The organism is Kocuria sp. ICS0012 (genome assembly GCF_001665945.1).
Classification (GTDB): domain Bacteria; phylum Actinomycetota; class Actinomycetes; order Actinomycetales; family Micrococcaceae; genus Kocuria; species Kocuria marina.
Genome location: NZ_LZMM01000036.1, coordinates 21,909 through 35,067, shown reverse-complemented (window position 1 = coordinate 35,067; position 13,159 = coordinate 21,909). Strand labels below are relative to the sequence as shown.

The window sequence follows — 13,159 nt, the reverse complement described above, 5'->3', positions numbered from 1 at the left end:
TGGTGTTCCGTGGTCCACGGATGCGCCAGGATAGGAGCATGAACGACACCCTGCCCGGTTACACCGTCCTGGACGGCCCGCCCACGATCCCGGACTACCTGACGCTGCGCCGTGAGGCGGGGATGAGCCGCAAGACCGAGGAACAGGCCGCGGCCGGGATCGGCGGCGCGTGGGCGGCGATCCACGCGATCCACGACGAGTCCGGTGACACCGTGGGCATGGGCCGGGTGATCGGGGACGGCGGGTGGTACTTCCACGTCATCGACATGGCGGTGTTGCCGCCGCATCAGTGCAGGGGCATCGGCTCCGCGGTCCTGCGCGCGCTGCTGGATCGCATCCGCCGCGACGCACCGCCGGGCGCGTACGTGTCCCTCATGGCGGATGAGCCCGGGCGTCCGCTGTACGAGCGGCACGGGTTCGCGGACCCCGCGCCGCGGACCATCGGGATGAGCCTGTCCATGGATCGCGGCGCGCATGACTGAGCGTCCCCCCGCTCCGGGAAATCCGGGGTCCGCCCCACAGGACGACGACGCCGCCGTCCCGGGTCACGCCGTTTCAGATCGCTCCGCCCCGCCCCCGTCCGACGCACCCACCGCACCCCGGTGGGACGCACCGTGCGGGCGGATCATCGGATGGCGGGACGGGCCGGTGGACCGGGCCACCGGGATCCGGTACGCGAGCGCGGGGCGTTTCGAGCGACCGCGGCCCGTCGCGGCGTCGTCGGCGGAGCTCCACGCGACCGAGCCGGCGCCCGCGTGCCCGCAACCGCCCATGCCGTTCCTGGACGACGTCGTGGGCAGCAACATCGGAGAGCTGCCCCAGGACGAGGACTGCTTGCGCGTCTCCGTGACCGTGCCTGCGAACACGCCGCCGGACGCCGGGCTGCCCGTGATGGTGTGGATCCACGGCGGGTCGTACGCATCCGGCGCGGGGGACGCGCCGTTCTACGACCCGCGCGTGCTTGTGAGCGAACAGCGCGTGATCGTGGTGAACGTGACGTACCGGCTGGGGCTGCTCGGTTTCCTGGGCGACGGCGCGGACATCCCCGCCAACCTGGGGTTGCTGGACATGATCACTGCCCTGCGCTGGACGCGCGAGAACATCGCCGCGTTCGGCGGCGACCCCGCCAACGTCACGGCGTTCGGTCAGTCCGCGGGTGGGGACGCGGTCGCGCACCTCATGATCGCCGACGGCGCTCGGGGCCTGTTCCGCCGTGCCGTCATCCAGAGCGCGCCGTTCGGCCTATTGGCCGGGCGCGCCACGATGAGCGAGCTCATGGCGACGACCGCGAGCGCACTCGCCCGGGACGCGTCGCTGGACGACATCCGCACGATGCAACAGCGCGTGGCCAAGGCCGCCACGCGGTTCGGACTCAAGGGGCAGATGCCGTTCGGACTGCAGTACGGTCACGACCCGATGCCACCCGAGGCCGACCTGGACCGCCACTGGTGTGAGGCCGCCCCACACGTGGAGGTCCTCGTGGGCAACACGACCCGCGAAGCCGCGCTGTTCACCGCGCGCATCCCCCCGCTACTCCGGCGGATGAACCACCCCCGCAAGTCCCGCGGCGTGGAGCGGATCCTGATCAGCCCGTTTACCCAGCGGCTCTACGGCCGGGGTGCCCGCCGGTTCGCGCAACGCCATGTCCGCTCGGGTGGCACGGGCGCACGCTACGAGTTCTCGTGGGGTGTGGGGCGCAGCCCGATCGCCGCGGCGCACATCTCCGAGCTGCCCCTGCTCTTCCCGGGCCCGGCCTGGGAGCGCACCCCCATGGTCGAGGGACACACGTGGGCGGACGTTCTCGCCGACGGCGCTCGCTTGCGTCGCGCGTGGGCGGACTTCGCGCGGGGCGAGCCCGTCACGAGTGATTCCCGCGCCGGGCTGCGGGTGTTCCCGCCGGATACGGGTCGTGCCGCCTGAACAGGGTGGCTCGGGAACACGGGTCACTCGACGGCGTCGGGCGTGAACAGGTCCTCGATCCGACATTCGAACACGGCGGCGAGCCGGAACGCCAACGGGAGGCTGGGGTCGAACCGGCCGCGCTCGATCGAGATCACGGTCTGGCGGGAGACGCCCAGCAATTGTGCGAGGTGGGCCTGCGACCACGACCGGTCTCCCCTCCGCTCCGCGATCCGGTTGTCCACTAGGCCCCTCGCCTGTTGAGTACCGCGTAGCGGATGGCGGCATCAGCCATGACGAACACGAGCAACAGCACCAGGAGGGTCGATCCCGCGATCTCGAATTGCGTGAGGGCCAGGACGACGCAGCCCAGCCCGGCCACCACCAGGAAGTCGTGGAAGGCGCCCGAGGCCGCCTTCTCGTACCACTGGCCCTCCACGTTGTCCTCCGCGTGGGGATCGGACTTCACCGTGTATCGGGAGACGAACACGAACCAGGACAGGGCGAACATGGGCCCGGCGGTGCACACCGCGAAGATGACGAACGCCATGAGCCGGTGCTCGTCGGAGAACCATGCGGCCACGCCACCCAGCGCCGCCGCGGCGAGCGCACCGGTGATGAGCATGGTGACATAGGCGGACGGGGGCGCCTTCATCCGGCGCTCTGTTCGAGTGGTCATGATTGCGATCCCTTCACCCGATTGGAGCGGGGATACCGTTCCGAATGTCGATGGCTACAGTCAAGTGTGCTTGACACTCGATGTCAAGGGTGTTTGACATCCCGAGGTTCAACGCTTCGAGGGGTGTCCTCCGGGTCGACGGCGATGCCCGCGGCGCGGGCGATGTCACCGTAGATCCGCGCGAGGTCGTCCAGGGAGCTGTGGGCGTTGAGACCGCTGGGGTTGGGTGCCACGAACAGTTCGGTGCCCGGCCACGGTGAATCCTGCCGCCCCGTGACGGCCTTGGGGCGGTCGAAGGCCGCGCGGTACGCGGTGATGCCGAGCACCGCAACCACGGCGGGATGCTCCGCGCGGACCAGTCGGTCCAGCCGCTGTGCCCCCTCGTGGAACTCCTCCGCGGTGAGCTCATCCGCCCGCGCAGTGGCCCGGGGACACACGTTGCTGATCCCGATCCCCCGGTCGGTCAGTTGCGCCAGCTCCTCCGGGACGTAGCCGTCGGCGGCGTTGATCAGGGTCGGGGTGATCCCCGCGCGGTGCAGCGCCGGGTAGAACCGGTTACCCGGCCGGGCGAAGTGCGCACCGGTCGCGGCGGTCCACAGCCCCGGGTTGATACCCACGAACAACAGCCGCAACGGCTGGGGCAGCAGATCCGGGACAGTGCGATCCCGGTAGGAGTCGAGTTCGGCGCGTGAGAATCCCATGGTGGATCATGCTAGGCCGCAGCACCGACGGCCCTGATCAATGCAGGAACACAGCTGGCGCACTCGGAGCAGAACGTCCCTCCGTCGAGTCGGGGGGGCGCGGCTTGACCACGCCTCCAGCGAAGCCGACAGCGCGGCGGGAACATGCTCCTTCGACGACGCGGAGCAGGCAGCGCTGCGGGAACCCACCCCTCCGACGACGCAGCCCGGAACGGCGGGAGCGGGCCGGGTCGGAACCAGCGCGCGTCATGTCCCCGGCGGCGTTGGCCCCGTGGATGGCAGACGCCCCGTGCACACGGCCGCCGCACCGGCGAGGATCACAAGGCCCATCCCGATGATCTCCGCAGGGCCCAGCACCTGCCCCAGGATCACCCAGCCCACCAGAGCGGCGACGGCCGGTGCCATGCTCACGAGGATCGAGAACGTCTCGGCGGCCAACCGACGCAGTGCCGCGAGTTCGAGGGCGTAGGGCAGCGCCGAGGACAGCAGCGCCACCGCGAGCCCCACGAGCAACACGTGCGGCTCGAGCAGCGCGGCCCCACCGCTCGCGATCCCGAAGGGCGCCGCGAGCACCGCGCCCATCACCATGGCCCATGCGAGCCCCTGGGTCCCCGGGAAACTGCGCCCCGCCTGCCGGGACATCAGGATGTACACGGCCCACATCGCGGCCGCAGCCACGGCGAAGAACACACCCGCGAGGTCGGGGACCCCTGAACCCGGGCCCACACCGCTCAGCAGCACGACGCCCGCGAGCGCCAGCGCGGCCCACAGCACCCCGCTCCACTTCCGGGACAGCACCACGGACAGCGCGAGCGGGCCGAGCAGTTCGATGGTCACCGCGATCCCGAGCGGCAATCGCGCGATCGCCTGGTAGATCGACAGGTTCATCCCACCGAGGGCCACCCCGAACGCCAGCACGACCCCGATCGTGTGCCGCGTGAGCCCCGCCGGGGAGGGTCGCACGACGGCGCACAGCACCACCGCGGCAATGACCAGTCGCAGGAACACGGCACCCGTGGCGCCCACGTGGTCGAACAGGCTCACGGCGATCGCCGCGCCCGTCTGCGTGACGAACGCCGCGGCGACCACGAGCAGCACGCCCTGCGCGGACGAACCACCGCTCTCCCGGGCCGTCGGTGAGGTCGAGGGATTCACGGCGTCCACGCTACGCGGTGCCCCGCGGTACCGGGTCAGCTCGCGACGACGCCGCTGCGCTCGCGTCCCGCACGGGTGTCGAGTGCCCGGGTGCCCCGGTAGCGACCCCGGACCAGGGCGATGATCCAGATCACCAAGGTCACGGCCGCGAGGACGAACGCCGCGGTTCCCACCACCTGGGACGCGGGTCCGCTGGAGGTGCGGGCCACCCCGATCCACACGAGCGCCCACACCACGGCCCCGGCCACGGTGAAACGCGGACCCAGGAGCCGGGCGGAGACGGCGGTGAGGAGCACGCAGCCATGCGGCGTTGAGCACTATGGACACCCCGGCGAGTCAGCCGATCCGGCGCTCCCGTGCGGTCGTTGCGACGCTCGGCAGCCATTGCCGCACGGTGTAGGGGAACAGGCCCACGTAGATCACGGACCAGATGGAGAACGTGGTGCCCGCGGGAGCGATCAGAGTTGCGTCCGTATCCAGGGCCCCGCCGGCGGTGTTCGCCACGGAGGTCCCGATCACTCCGACGCCCACGAGTGTCCCGCCGATGCAGAACATCCCGCTCAAGGTCACGAAGACACGGCGGCCGAGGTCGGAGTGCACCCGGGGTGCTCCCTTGGTCGTGGAGTTTCAACCCTACGGACCGCGCGGGATCAGCGGTCGGTGAGCAGGAACGTGCGCAGCGCGGAGATGACCTCGTCCGGGCGGTCCGCGTGCACCCAGTGGCTCGCACCGCGCACCGTGGTCCGCACCGTGCGCGGGAACAGCGCGCGCATCGCGGGGACGTCGCTGTCCTGGACGTAGTCGGAACGCTCCCCCGCGATCCACAGCACGGGCCCCATGAAGGTGCGCCCTGCGACGTCGTCCGCGGGCCAGTCCCCGATGGCGCCGAGTTCGGCGTGGAGCAGGCCCAGGTTGGGCTGCCACCCGAAACCGCCGTCCCGGTGGCGCAGGTTCTGGAGGAGGAAACCGCGCACGTGGTCCTCGGGGATCTCGGGGCGCAGCGCGGCGTCCGCCTGGGAGCGGTGGCTGACGTCGCTCAGGTCCAGGCGCTGCAGGGCGCCCAGCAGGTGCTCGAAGTCGCCCCGCCCGGCACCGGACTCCTGCGCACCCACCGGGGAGATGTCCACGACCACGAGCCGGCGCACGAGTTCCGGGTGACGCAGGGCCAGGATCATGGCGACCTTGCCGCCCATGGAGTGGCCCACGACGTCCACGGGACCGTCCGCGGCGAAGGACTCACGCAGCTCGGCGGCCACGGTATCCGCCATGGCTGCGTAGCCGAAGCTCTCGGTCCAGGCGGACTCACCGTGGTTGGGCAGGTCCACGAGCAAGCTGCGGAACTCGGGTCGCAATCCCTTGGCGATGTTCGTGAAGTTCTTGCCGCGGCCGAAGAGCCCGTGCAGGAACACGACGCGATGCTCGCCGTCTCCCACGAGCGTGGTCTTCACGAGGGGTTTCTGGTCCTGGGGCACGGGCCCAATCTACTGTGCGCGCCCACCGCGCCCCAAAGCGGACACCGCCCCGCACGCGGCGTGGATGCCGGGTACGGGGCGGTGGATCCGGGACGTCCCGGATGAGGACGGATCAGTTCTGCGAGCCCTTGAGCCGTTCGATGTGCTGGGACGCCTCCGCCTTGGTGAGATCCGCGGGCAGTTCCTCCCCGGCCTGCTTGGCGAGGGTGTCCAGGTAGGACTTCTGGGACGCGGTCATGGGCTCATCGCCGCTGACCCAGGTCGAGGGGTCCTTCTCGAGGGACGAGTCCTGAGCGTCACCGGTCGCACCGATGGTCTCGCCCTGGGGCGCGCCATTGGTCTCTCCCTGCGGAACGCCGTTGGCGGCCTGGTCGGGCAGGGCACCGTCCGGGGTGCCGTTCTCGAGCGGGGGCTGTCCGCCCTGGGGGTCCTGTGCGGGGGTTTCGGTCATGACTGCTCCTTCGCTGGGTCTCGCGCCGGATCACCGGATGTCGTGGTGTCGACGCTAGCCCCCGCTCCGCCTCCCCGCGAGGATGTTTCGCTCACGGCGCGCAAGGTCCCACCGCTCGTACCGATCCGCAGCGGGTGGTCACCGCACGATGCTGCGGTTACTCCCGTCCTCGCGCCGCGTCCAGCCCTTGGCGTCCAGGTGCTCGAGCAGCGGCACGGCCACTCGGCGCGTGGTGCGCCACGCCTGCCGCGCCTGGCTCGTGGTGAAGGGCTGCGGGAGGTGGGCGAGCTCGCGCATCGCAAGCGCGGGCGCGGTGGGCAACAGGACGACATCGCCGGGTAACCGCAGCACCCGACCGAGCCGCTGCGCCGCCGCCAATTCTCGCGGGCCGAGGCGCAACTCCTGCAGTTCGTACGCCTCCGGTGCCGCGAACGGATCCGCACGCAAGCGCTTCTCGAGCGCGGTGATCGCGGCCTCCGCGGCACCGAGTCCGCCGCCGCGACCGGGGACCGTGATGTATCCGTCCTGCTCCGTGAGCTGCGCCCGGGCCACGAGCATGTCCAGGAGCCGTCCGCCCGGTTCGCCGAGCGCTGTGCGGGCCGCGCCCCGGGGCAGCCCCGGGGCCAGGGGGTCGCGCTCGTGCGCGGCCTCGACCGCCGCTCGCAACTGCGTGGCCCACTCCGTGAGCCGGGGCACGTGGATCCACCATCCGTCCGCCACGACGACGTCGCCGGAGGGCGTCTCGTCCGCCGCGAACCCCAGCAGCCGCAACCGCTCGGTGCTCACCGCCCCGTACTTGACGGTTTCCGCCACGGGGTCGCCGTGGTCGGCGATGCCCGCGAGCCGAGCGGCCTCCCGGGCGGCCGCACCGCGCCGGTCCAAGGTGGGCGGGTCGACGTCGAGCACACGTGCACCCCCGACCGCGACCTGCGCCCCGGGACTGCGCAGCACGAGCCGGTCCCCCGGCACGAGGGTCATCTCGTGGTCCAGCTGCAATCGGGCGTGATCGGCATCGAGCGGTCGCAACCGAGCGCCCACGCCGGCCGTTCCCGCGTGCACCACGATCTCGGCGGGCAGTTCGTCGAACGGAGCACCCCGCTCACGGCGGACCTCGATGACGCCCGCGCTCGGCCACGCGTCCGGGGTCACGAGCACGTCCCCACGGTGGATCGCGTCCTTGCTCGTGCCCCGCAGGTTCACGGCCACGCGGTGGGTGGGTCCGATCCGCGCCACGGAATCATTCTGACTCTGGATCGAGCGCACGGTGACCTCTTGCTTTCCCGCTCGACCGCGCAGGGTCAACCGGTCACCCGTGTGCAGGGTCCCGGCGGTCAGGGTCCCGGTGATCACGGTCCCGGCACCGGAAATCGTGAAGGCCCGGTCGATCCACAACCGGATCCTGGCGTCCGGGTCCGGGCCGGGCACGCGGGAGAGCACCGCGTCCAGCGTGTCCCGGAACTCGTCGAGTCCGGTTCCCTCCCGCGCCGAGACGGCCACGGCGGGAGCGTCCGTGAGACCCGTGTGGGCGAGCTCCGCGCGCACCCGCGCCACGACGTCGGCCACCCGCTCCGGAGCCCGATCCGCCTTAGTCACCACGATCATCCCGTACTCAATCCCGAGAGCAGCGACCGCATCCCGGTGGTCGCGGGACTGGGCCTGCCAGCCCTCGTCCGCGGCCACCACGAAGCACACCACCGGAGCCGGGCCCACACCGGCAAGCATGTTGCCCAGGAACCGCTCGTGCCCGGGGACGTCCACGAACGCCACATGCCTCCCCGAGGGCAGCTCGGTCCACGCGAACCCGAGGTCGATCGTGAGCCCGCGTCGCTTCTCCTCGTCCCACCGGTCCGGTTCGATCCCCGTGAGTGCTCGGACCAGGGTGGACTTGCCGTGGTCCACGTGACCGGCCGTGGCCACGACATACATCAGCCCACCTCCGCGAGCGCCGCGCGCAGGGCGGCGAGCAGGTCGGCGTCCCGCTCCTCGGGGACGCAGCGGGGGTCCACGAGGCACGCGCCGTCGTGTACGCGCGGCAGCACGGCTGGCGTGCCGAGACGCAACGGGCGCGCGGCAGCCTCCGGGAGCCGCACGGCCCAGCCGGGCAGTGGGACACCGGGAGCACCACCCCCACCCACGCGACCATCGTGCTCCACGACGTCGGCCCCCACCGCGGCGGCCAGGGCCTCCGCGCGCTCACGCACGCGCTGCGGGTCCGCGTGCAGGGCGCTCGCGACGGGGGTGGGACCGCCCCGCAGGGTGGCCTCGAGGGCGGCGAGGGTCAGTTTGTCCGCGCGCACGGCCCGGGCCAGCGGGAAGCGCGCAAGGCGGCGGATCGTCTCGGCGCGCCCGAGCAACAGACCCGCCTGGGGCCCGCCGAGCAGCTTGTCCCCGCTCGCGATCACGGCGTCCGCGCCGGCCTCGAGCGCTTCCGACAGACTCGGCTCGTGGGGCAGCGCGGGATCCGGCGTGAGCAGGCCGCTACCCACGTCCACCACGAGCGGCACCCCGTGCTCGTCCGCGAGCGCCCGCAGCTCCCCGAGCGGCACCGAGGACGTGAAGCCGTCCACCCGGAAGTTGCTGGGGTGGACCTTGAGGATGCACCCGGTCTCCGGACCCATGGCGTCCCGGTAGTCGGCGTGGTGCGTGCGGTTGGTGGTCCCCACCTCGCGCAGCCGCGCACCCGTGGATTCCATGAGGTCGGACAAGCGGAACCCGGCACCGATCTCCACGAATTCGCCCCGGCTGATCAGGACCTCGCGCCCAGCGGCCAGCGCGGTCGTGGCGAGGACCAACGCCGCAGCACCGTTGTTGACGATCAGCGCATCCTCGGCGGCGGGGCACGCGTCGAGCAGTGCCTGCCGCGCGGCGACACCCCGGCCGGAGCGCTGCCCGGTGGTCAGGTCCAGTTCCACGTCCACGTAGCCGGAGGCGTCCTGCAGGGCCTGGCGGGCGGCGTCGGAGAGCGGAGCGCGGCCCAGGTTGGTGTGCACAACCACGCCCGTGGCGTTGAGCACCGGGGTCAATGAAGACGCGCCGCGCGCCGAGAGCTCGGTGACGACGGCGCTCGCGACGTCCTCGGGCGCGATCTCCCCCGCGCGTGCCCGGGCCTGCGCGGCCGTGATCGCGGCCCCGACCGCCGCGGCCCCCAGCCCGGCTCCCGCGGACCCGATGCGAGGATCCGCGAGCAACCGGTCGGTGCGGGGGATGCGGCTGCGGGGATCCGCTGCACTCACGGCAACTCCTCGGGATCTGTGGCGGGCGAGTGCTCAAAAAGTGGCGGAGGCGGACGGGAATCGAACCCGCCAGACCGAGCTGCTCGGTCTCACCGGTTTTGAAGACCGGGGCGCCCACCAGGACACGTACGCCTCCGGGAGCGAATGTATCACCGCACTCCGACGCCCTCGGTCGTCATGACTCAGTAGCCTGTCCGTCCCCGCTCCTAGACTGGTCGCATGACTTCCGAAGCCGCCCACCCGTCCACGACCTCGCACCCGTCCGGGACCGGGATCGGCCGTCTCACGAGCTACGCCCACGGCGGTGGCTGCGCCTGCAAGATCCCGCCGGGCGAGCTCGAGGACGCCGTCAAGGGACTCACGGGCCAGAACTCCCCGGACGTCCTCGTGGGCCTGGACGACGGCGACGACGCCGCGGCCGTCCTCGTGCGCCCCGACCTCGCGGTGCTCTCGACCGCCGACTTCTTCACCCCCGTGGTGGACGACGCCCGCGACTGGGGCCGGATCGCCGCGGCGAATGCACTGTCCGACATCTACGCGATGGGCGGCACCCCCGTGGTCGCGATCAACCTCGTGGGCTGGCCCCGTGAACTGCTGCCCATGAGCCTGATGTCCGAGGTGCTGCAGGGCGGTCTGGACGTGGCCGCGCTCGCGGGCTGCCCCGTGATCGGTGGGCACTCGATCGACTCCCCCGAACCCACGTACGGCATGGCGGTCACCGGTACCGCAGATCCCGAACGCCTCATGCGCAACGACGCCGCCCGGCCTGGTCTGCCCATCACCCTGACCAAGCCGATCGGGGTGGGACTACTCAATAACCGGCACAAGACCACGGGCGAGGTGTTCCCCGCCGCGATCGAGACCATGACCGCGCTCAATAAGGATGCGTCCCGCGCAGCCCTTGCAGCCGGGGTGCGTGCGGCCACGGACGTGACGGGTTTCGGTCTGCTGGGCCACCTGTACAAGATGTGCCGGGCCTCCGGGGTGGCCGCCACGCTCGACGCCTCCGCAGTTCCGCTCGTCGACGGCGCCGCGGACGCCCTGCGGGACGGTTTCGTCTCGGGTGGTACCCGCCGCAACCTGGACTGGGTGCGCCCGTTCCTGTCCGCGGGATCGGGAATCACGGAGGACCAGCTGCTCCTGCTCGCGGATGCCCAGACCTCGGGCGGACTGCTCGTGATCGGGGAGGTCCCCGGCTATCCCGTGATCGGGGAGACCACCGAGGTTCCCGCCGACGGCGACGCGCTCATCACCGTGCGCTGAGCGCGTCGTTCAACTCAACCCATTGCGCGAACCGTTCATCCGACCGGTTGCGAGACGGCCTGCGCGGTCGTCCCGGGCATGTGTTCGCACGTGAGCGGGGCAGCCCCCCGCCACGGCAGACTCAACCGGCGGTCGTGATCGAATCGTCGATGATCCCGGCGGCGCGGCGCTTCTCGAGCCGGTTGCGCTGCGGGATCACGGTGTACCGGGGGTCCTTCACGGATTCCTTGCCGGCCCAGAACACACCCCAGCGCGTGAGCGCGGAGGACGTCATGAGGGCGAGCCCCGAGGCTGCGGCGACCCAGCGGCGTCGTCCGCCGAGCAGAACGCCCGCGCCACCGATGACCGAGAGCCGTTCGCTCCACGTGAGCCACGCACCGGGCTTGCCCTGTTCGAGCGGCTCCACGGAGACGGGGTCCATGGCGCCCTTCATGACGTGCATGGCCGCGAGCTCCCCCGCGACCCCGGCCACCGCGAAGAACCGCGCGGGACCGGTCTCCGCCACGGGCGTGGTCACGAGCGCAAAGCCCCCGGACGCCAAGGACGCCGAGCTGACGAACACGAACGGCAGGTGCGCGTGCATCTCGTGCCATGTGGGCACTGCGGTGTCCCCGAGCAGCACGGCGGTGTAGGCCGCGAGCGGCGCTCCGAGAACGCCGGAGGCCACGCTCGTGGGCAGCTCGAGCGCGTGCAGCACCGGGCGCAGGGGGCCGAGCGGGAGGCGTTCATCCGTCATCCGGTCCACCTCGATCGCGGCGGCCACGCCCGCGTTGGTCGCGAAACCCGCAAGCAACCACGAACCCAGGCTCATGGGCGAGGTGGGCTTGACCGTGCGCATCATGTGCAGGAACCGTTCGGGGCGCCCGAGGTCCGCGACGAGCGCCACGGTCCCGAGGCTCGCCGCTCCCAGTGCACCCAGGCGACCGTTGCGACGCAGTGCGGGCCGGTCCGTGAGGTAGCCGCCCAGGGACAGCAGCGCGGAACCACCCGCGAGACCGCCCAGGAAGAGGTAGGACGCGATCTTGGAGTCCCACGGCGGGGCCTTGACGATCGGGCGGCCGTAGTAGGACGTGAACTCGGGCTCCGGCACCACGGGCACTTCGCGGGAACCGTCACCGCCACCGCGGCGGAAGGCTCCCCCGCCCGGGGTGCGGTTCTTGCGGCGTCGTTTGCCGCGCGGCTCCTGCGGCGGACGGTAGGCGTCGTACGGGGAAATGCTCATGAGCGATCACCCGCCGTGAACGCGACCGCGCCGAGCGCCAGCATGCCCACCATGGCCATGCCCGCACGCTTGAACATGCGCGGCAGGTCCGCCGTGGGGACGCGGGGATCCGGCGGCAGGCCGTACACCTCGGGCTCGTCGAGCAGCAGGAAGATGGACCCGGTTCCGCCCACGCCGTCCTTGGGGTTGGCGCCGTAGAGCCGCGCCTCGGTCTTGCCCTGCTCGTGCAACTGGGCGACGCGCTTCTGGGCCGACTCGAGCATGGTCTCGCGCTCGCCGTACTTGATGGACGTGGTGGGGCACGCCTGCGCGCACGCCGGGGTCTGGTCGTCCTTCATACGGTCGTAGCACAGCGTGCACTTCTGGGCGATCCCGTCCTGGGGGACCTTCACAGTGTCCGGCATGGGTGCCGCACCGCGCTGGGTCTTGGGCTCCACGAGACCGTCGTTGCGGCGCTCGATCACGCCGAACGGACAGCCGGCCACGCACGTACCGCAGCCGTTGCAGATGTCCTCCTGGACCACCACGGTGCCGTACTCGGTGCGCAACAACGCGCCCGTGGGGCACACGTCCAAACACCCGGCGTGGGTGCAGTGCTTGCACACGTCCGAGGACATGAGCCACCGGAAGTCCGGGGTGTCCAGGACCGGGGAGTCGCCGTCCTGCGCGGTGGATGCGCCGCCGGTCGTGGCCGCGCTCCCGCACCCCCCTCCCCCGGACGAGCACCCGCAGCCACCGGACGCGGGTTCAGCCGACGACGACGCCGCGGGCGGACCCACGCGGGGCATCCCCAGGTCCACGAGCGCCCGCCCGGATTCCCGGGCCTGCTCGATGCGGTCCCGCGACTGCTCGATGAATGCCACGTGCCGCCACGTGTCCGCGCCCAGGCCGCCCGTGTTGTCGTACGAGGAACCCAGCAGCTCGTAGTCGGAGTCCGCGGGGTTGCGGTTCCACTCCTTGCACGCGACCTCGCACGCCTTGCACCCGATGCAGATGGAGGTGTCCGTGAAGAACCCGCGGCGCTCGTGCGGATGATCCCAGTGGGAGTCGTCCGCGAACCTGTCAGTGGGTGTCATCCGATCCG

14 protein-coding genes, 1 tRNA gene and 1 pseudogene are annotated in these 13,159 nt (G+C 71.6%); 3 read left to right on the top strand and 13 right to left on the bottom strand.

The window, feature by feature from the left end:
* The first annotated feature begins 38 nt into the window (after positions 1 to 38).
* A complete protein-coding gene (locus A5728_RS05250) occupies positions 39 to 482 on the top strand; it encodes a GNAT family N-acetyltransferase (RefSeq protein WP_064846037.1) in 444 nt (147 codons plus the stop codon).
* A complete protein-coding gene (locus tag A5728_RS05245; protein ID WP_082943254.1) occupies positions 475 to 1,920 on the top strand; it encodes a carboxylesterase family protein in 1,446 nt (481 codons plus the stop codon). Before A5728_RS05250 ends, A5728_RS05245 begins: the two co-directional genes overlap by 8 nt.
* A gap of 23 nt (positions 1,921 to 1,943) precedes the next feature.
* On the opposite strand, the gene A5728_RS05240 is transcribed toward A5728_RS05245, so the two are convergent.
* The 11 genes and pseudogenes from A5728_RS05240 to A5728_RS05190 all read right to left on the bottom strand — a co-directional run bounded on the left by A5728_RS05240 (position 1,944) and on the right by A5728_RS05190 (position 9,726).
* Entirely contained in the window at positions 1,944 to 2,144 is a 201-nt protein-coding gene (locus A5728_RS05240; RefSeq protein ID WP_064846036.1) for a helix-turn-helix transcriptional regulator, read from the bottom strand.
* Complete coding sequence (locus A5728_RS05235) at positions 2,144 to 2,578, bottom strand: hypothetical protein (protein ID WP_156523390.1); 435 nt, start codon at positions 2,576 to 2,578, stop codon at positions 2,144 to 2,146. Before A5728_RS05235 ends, A5728_RS05240 begins: the two co-directional genes overlap by 1 nt.
* Positions 2,579 to 2,661: 83 nt before the next feature.
* Positions 2,662 to 3,279, bottom strand: a complete 618-nt coding sequence (locus A5728_RS05230; protein WP_064846034.1) for a mismatch-specific DNA-glycosylase — start codon at positions 3,277 to 3,279, stop codon at positions 2,662 to 2,664.
* Positions 3,280 to 3,525: 246 nt separating this feature from the next.
* On the bottom strand, positions 3,526 to 4,434 hold the full coding sequence (locus A5728_RS05225; RefSeq protein ID WP_082943260.1) for a DMT family transporter: 909 nt from the start codon (positions 4,432 to 4,434) through the stop codon (positions 3,526 to 3,528).
* Positions 4,435 to 4,469: 35 nt separating this feature from the next.
* Entirely contained in the window at positions 4,470 to 4,730 is a 261-nt protein-coding gene (locus A5728_RS14460; RefSeq protein ID WP_064846033.1) for a hypothetical protein, read from the bottom strand.
* Between the two features lie 40 nt (positions 4,731 to 4,770).
* Complete coding sequence (locus A5728_RS14455) at positions 4,771 to 5,034, bottom strand: hypothetical protein (protein WP_064846032.1); 264 nt, start codon at positions 5,032 to 5,034, stop codon at positions 4,771 to 4,773.
* A 50-nt stretch (positions 5,035 to 5,084) separates the two neighbouring features.
* Positions 5,085 to 5,906, bottom strand: a complete 822-nt coding sequence (locus tag A5728_RS05210) for an alpha/beta fold hydrolase (protein WP_064846031.1) — start codon at positions 5,904 to 5,906, stop codon at positions 5,085 to 5,087.
* Between the two features lie 112 nt (positions 5,907 to 6,018).
* Positions 6,019 to 6,219 (bottom strand): DUF3072 domain-containing protein, encoded by a 201-nt coding sequence (locus A5728_RS14740; RefSeq protein ID WP_231885531.1) that lies wholly within the window; start codon positions 6,217 to 6,219, stop codon positions 6,019 to 6,021.
* 276 nt (positions 6,220 to 6,495) lie between these two features.
* A pseudogene (gene selB / locus A5728_RS05200) lies at positions 6,496 to 8,355 on the bottom strand (selenocysteine-specific translation elongation factor); the annotation flags it as partial.
* Positions 8,283 to 9,590 carry an L-seryl-tRNA(Sec) selenium transferase gene (gene selA / locus A5728_RS05195; RefSeq protein ID WP_064846029.1) on the bottom strand — a complete coding sequence of 436 codons (1,308 nt, stop codon included), beginning with the start codon at positions 9,588 to 9,590 and terminating at the stop codon, positions 8,283 to 8,285. The gene selA and the pseudogene selB, both read right to left, overlap by 73 nt.
* A gap of 41 nt (positions 9,591 to 9,631) precedes the next feature.
* Positions 9,632 to 9,726 (bottom strand) — tRNA-Sec (locus A5728_RS05190).
* Between the two features lie 83 nt (positions 9,727 to 9,809).
* On the opposite strand from A5728_RS05190, the gene selD reads away from it, so the two are divergent.
* Positions 9,810 to 10,853, top strand: coding sequence for a selenide, water dikinase SelD (selD, locus tag A5728_RS05185; protein ID WP_064846028.1), 1,044 nt, complete (start codon positions 9,810 to 9,812; stop codon positions 10,851 to 10,853).
* A 121-nt stretch (positions 10,854 to 10,974) separates the two neighbouring features.
* On the opposite strand, the gene nrfD is transcribed toward selD, so the two are convergent.
* Positions 10,975 to 12,075, bottom strand: a complete 1,101-nt coding sequence (gene nrfD, locus A5728_RS05180; protein ID WP_064846027.1) for an NrfD/PsrC family molybdoenzyme membrane anchor subunit — start codon at positions 12,073 to 12,075, stop codon at positions 10,975 to 10,977.
* Entirely contained in the window at positions 12,072 to 13,151 is a 1,080-nt protein-coding gene (locus A5728_RS05175) for a 4Fe-4S dicluster domain-containing protein (protein ID WP_064846100.1), read from the bottom strand. The genes nrfD and A5728_RS05175 overlap by 4 nt, the downstream gene beginning before the upstream one ends.
* Between the last annotated feature and the right edge of the window lie 8 nt (positions 13,152 to 13,159).

Coding starts and splice junctions, on each gene's coding strand:
- A5728_RS05250 (WP_064846037.1), top strand. CDS start 39: ATGAACGACACCCTGCCCGGTTACACCGTCCTGGACGGCCCGCCCACG.
- A5728_RS05245 (WP_082943254.1), top strand. CDS start 475: ATGACTGAGCGTCCCCCCGCTCCGGGAAATCCGGGGTCCGCCCCACAG.
- A5728_RS05235 (WP_156523390.1), bottom strand. CDS start 2,578: ATGACCACTCGAACAGAGCGCCGGATGAAGGCGCCCCCGTCCGCCTAT.
- A5728_RS05230 (WP_064846034.1), bottom strand. CDS start 3,279: ATGGGATTCTCACGCGCCGAACTCGACTCCTACCGGGATCGCACTGTC.
- selD (WP_064846028.1), top strand. CDS start 9,810: ATGACTTCCGAAGCCGCCCACCCGTCCACGACCTCGCACCCGTCCGGG.
- nrfD (WP_064846027.1), bottom strand. CDS start 12,075: ATGAGCATTTCCCCGTACGACGCCTACCGTCCGCCGCAGGAGCCGCGC.
- A5728_RS05175 (WP_064846100.1), bottom strand. CDS start 13,151: ATGACACCCACTGACAGGTTCGCGGACGACTCCCACTGGGATCATCCG.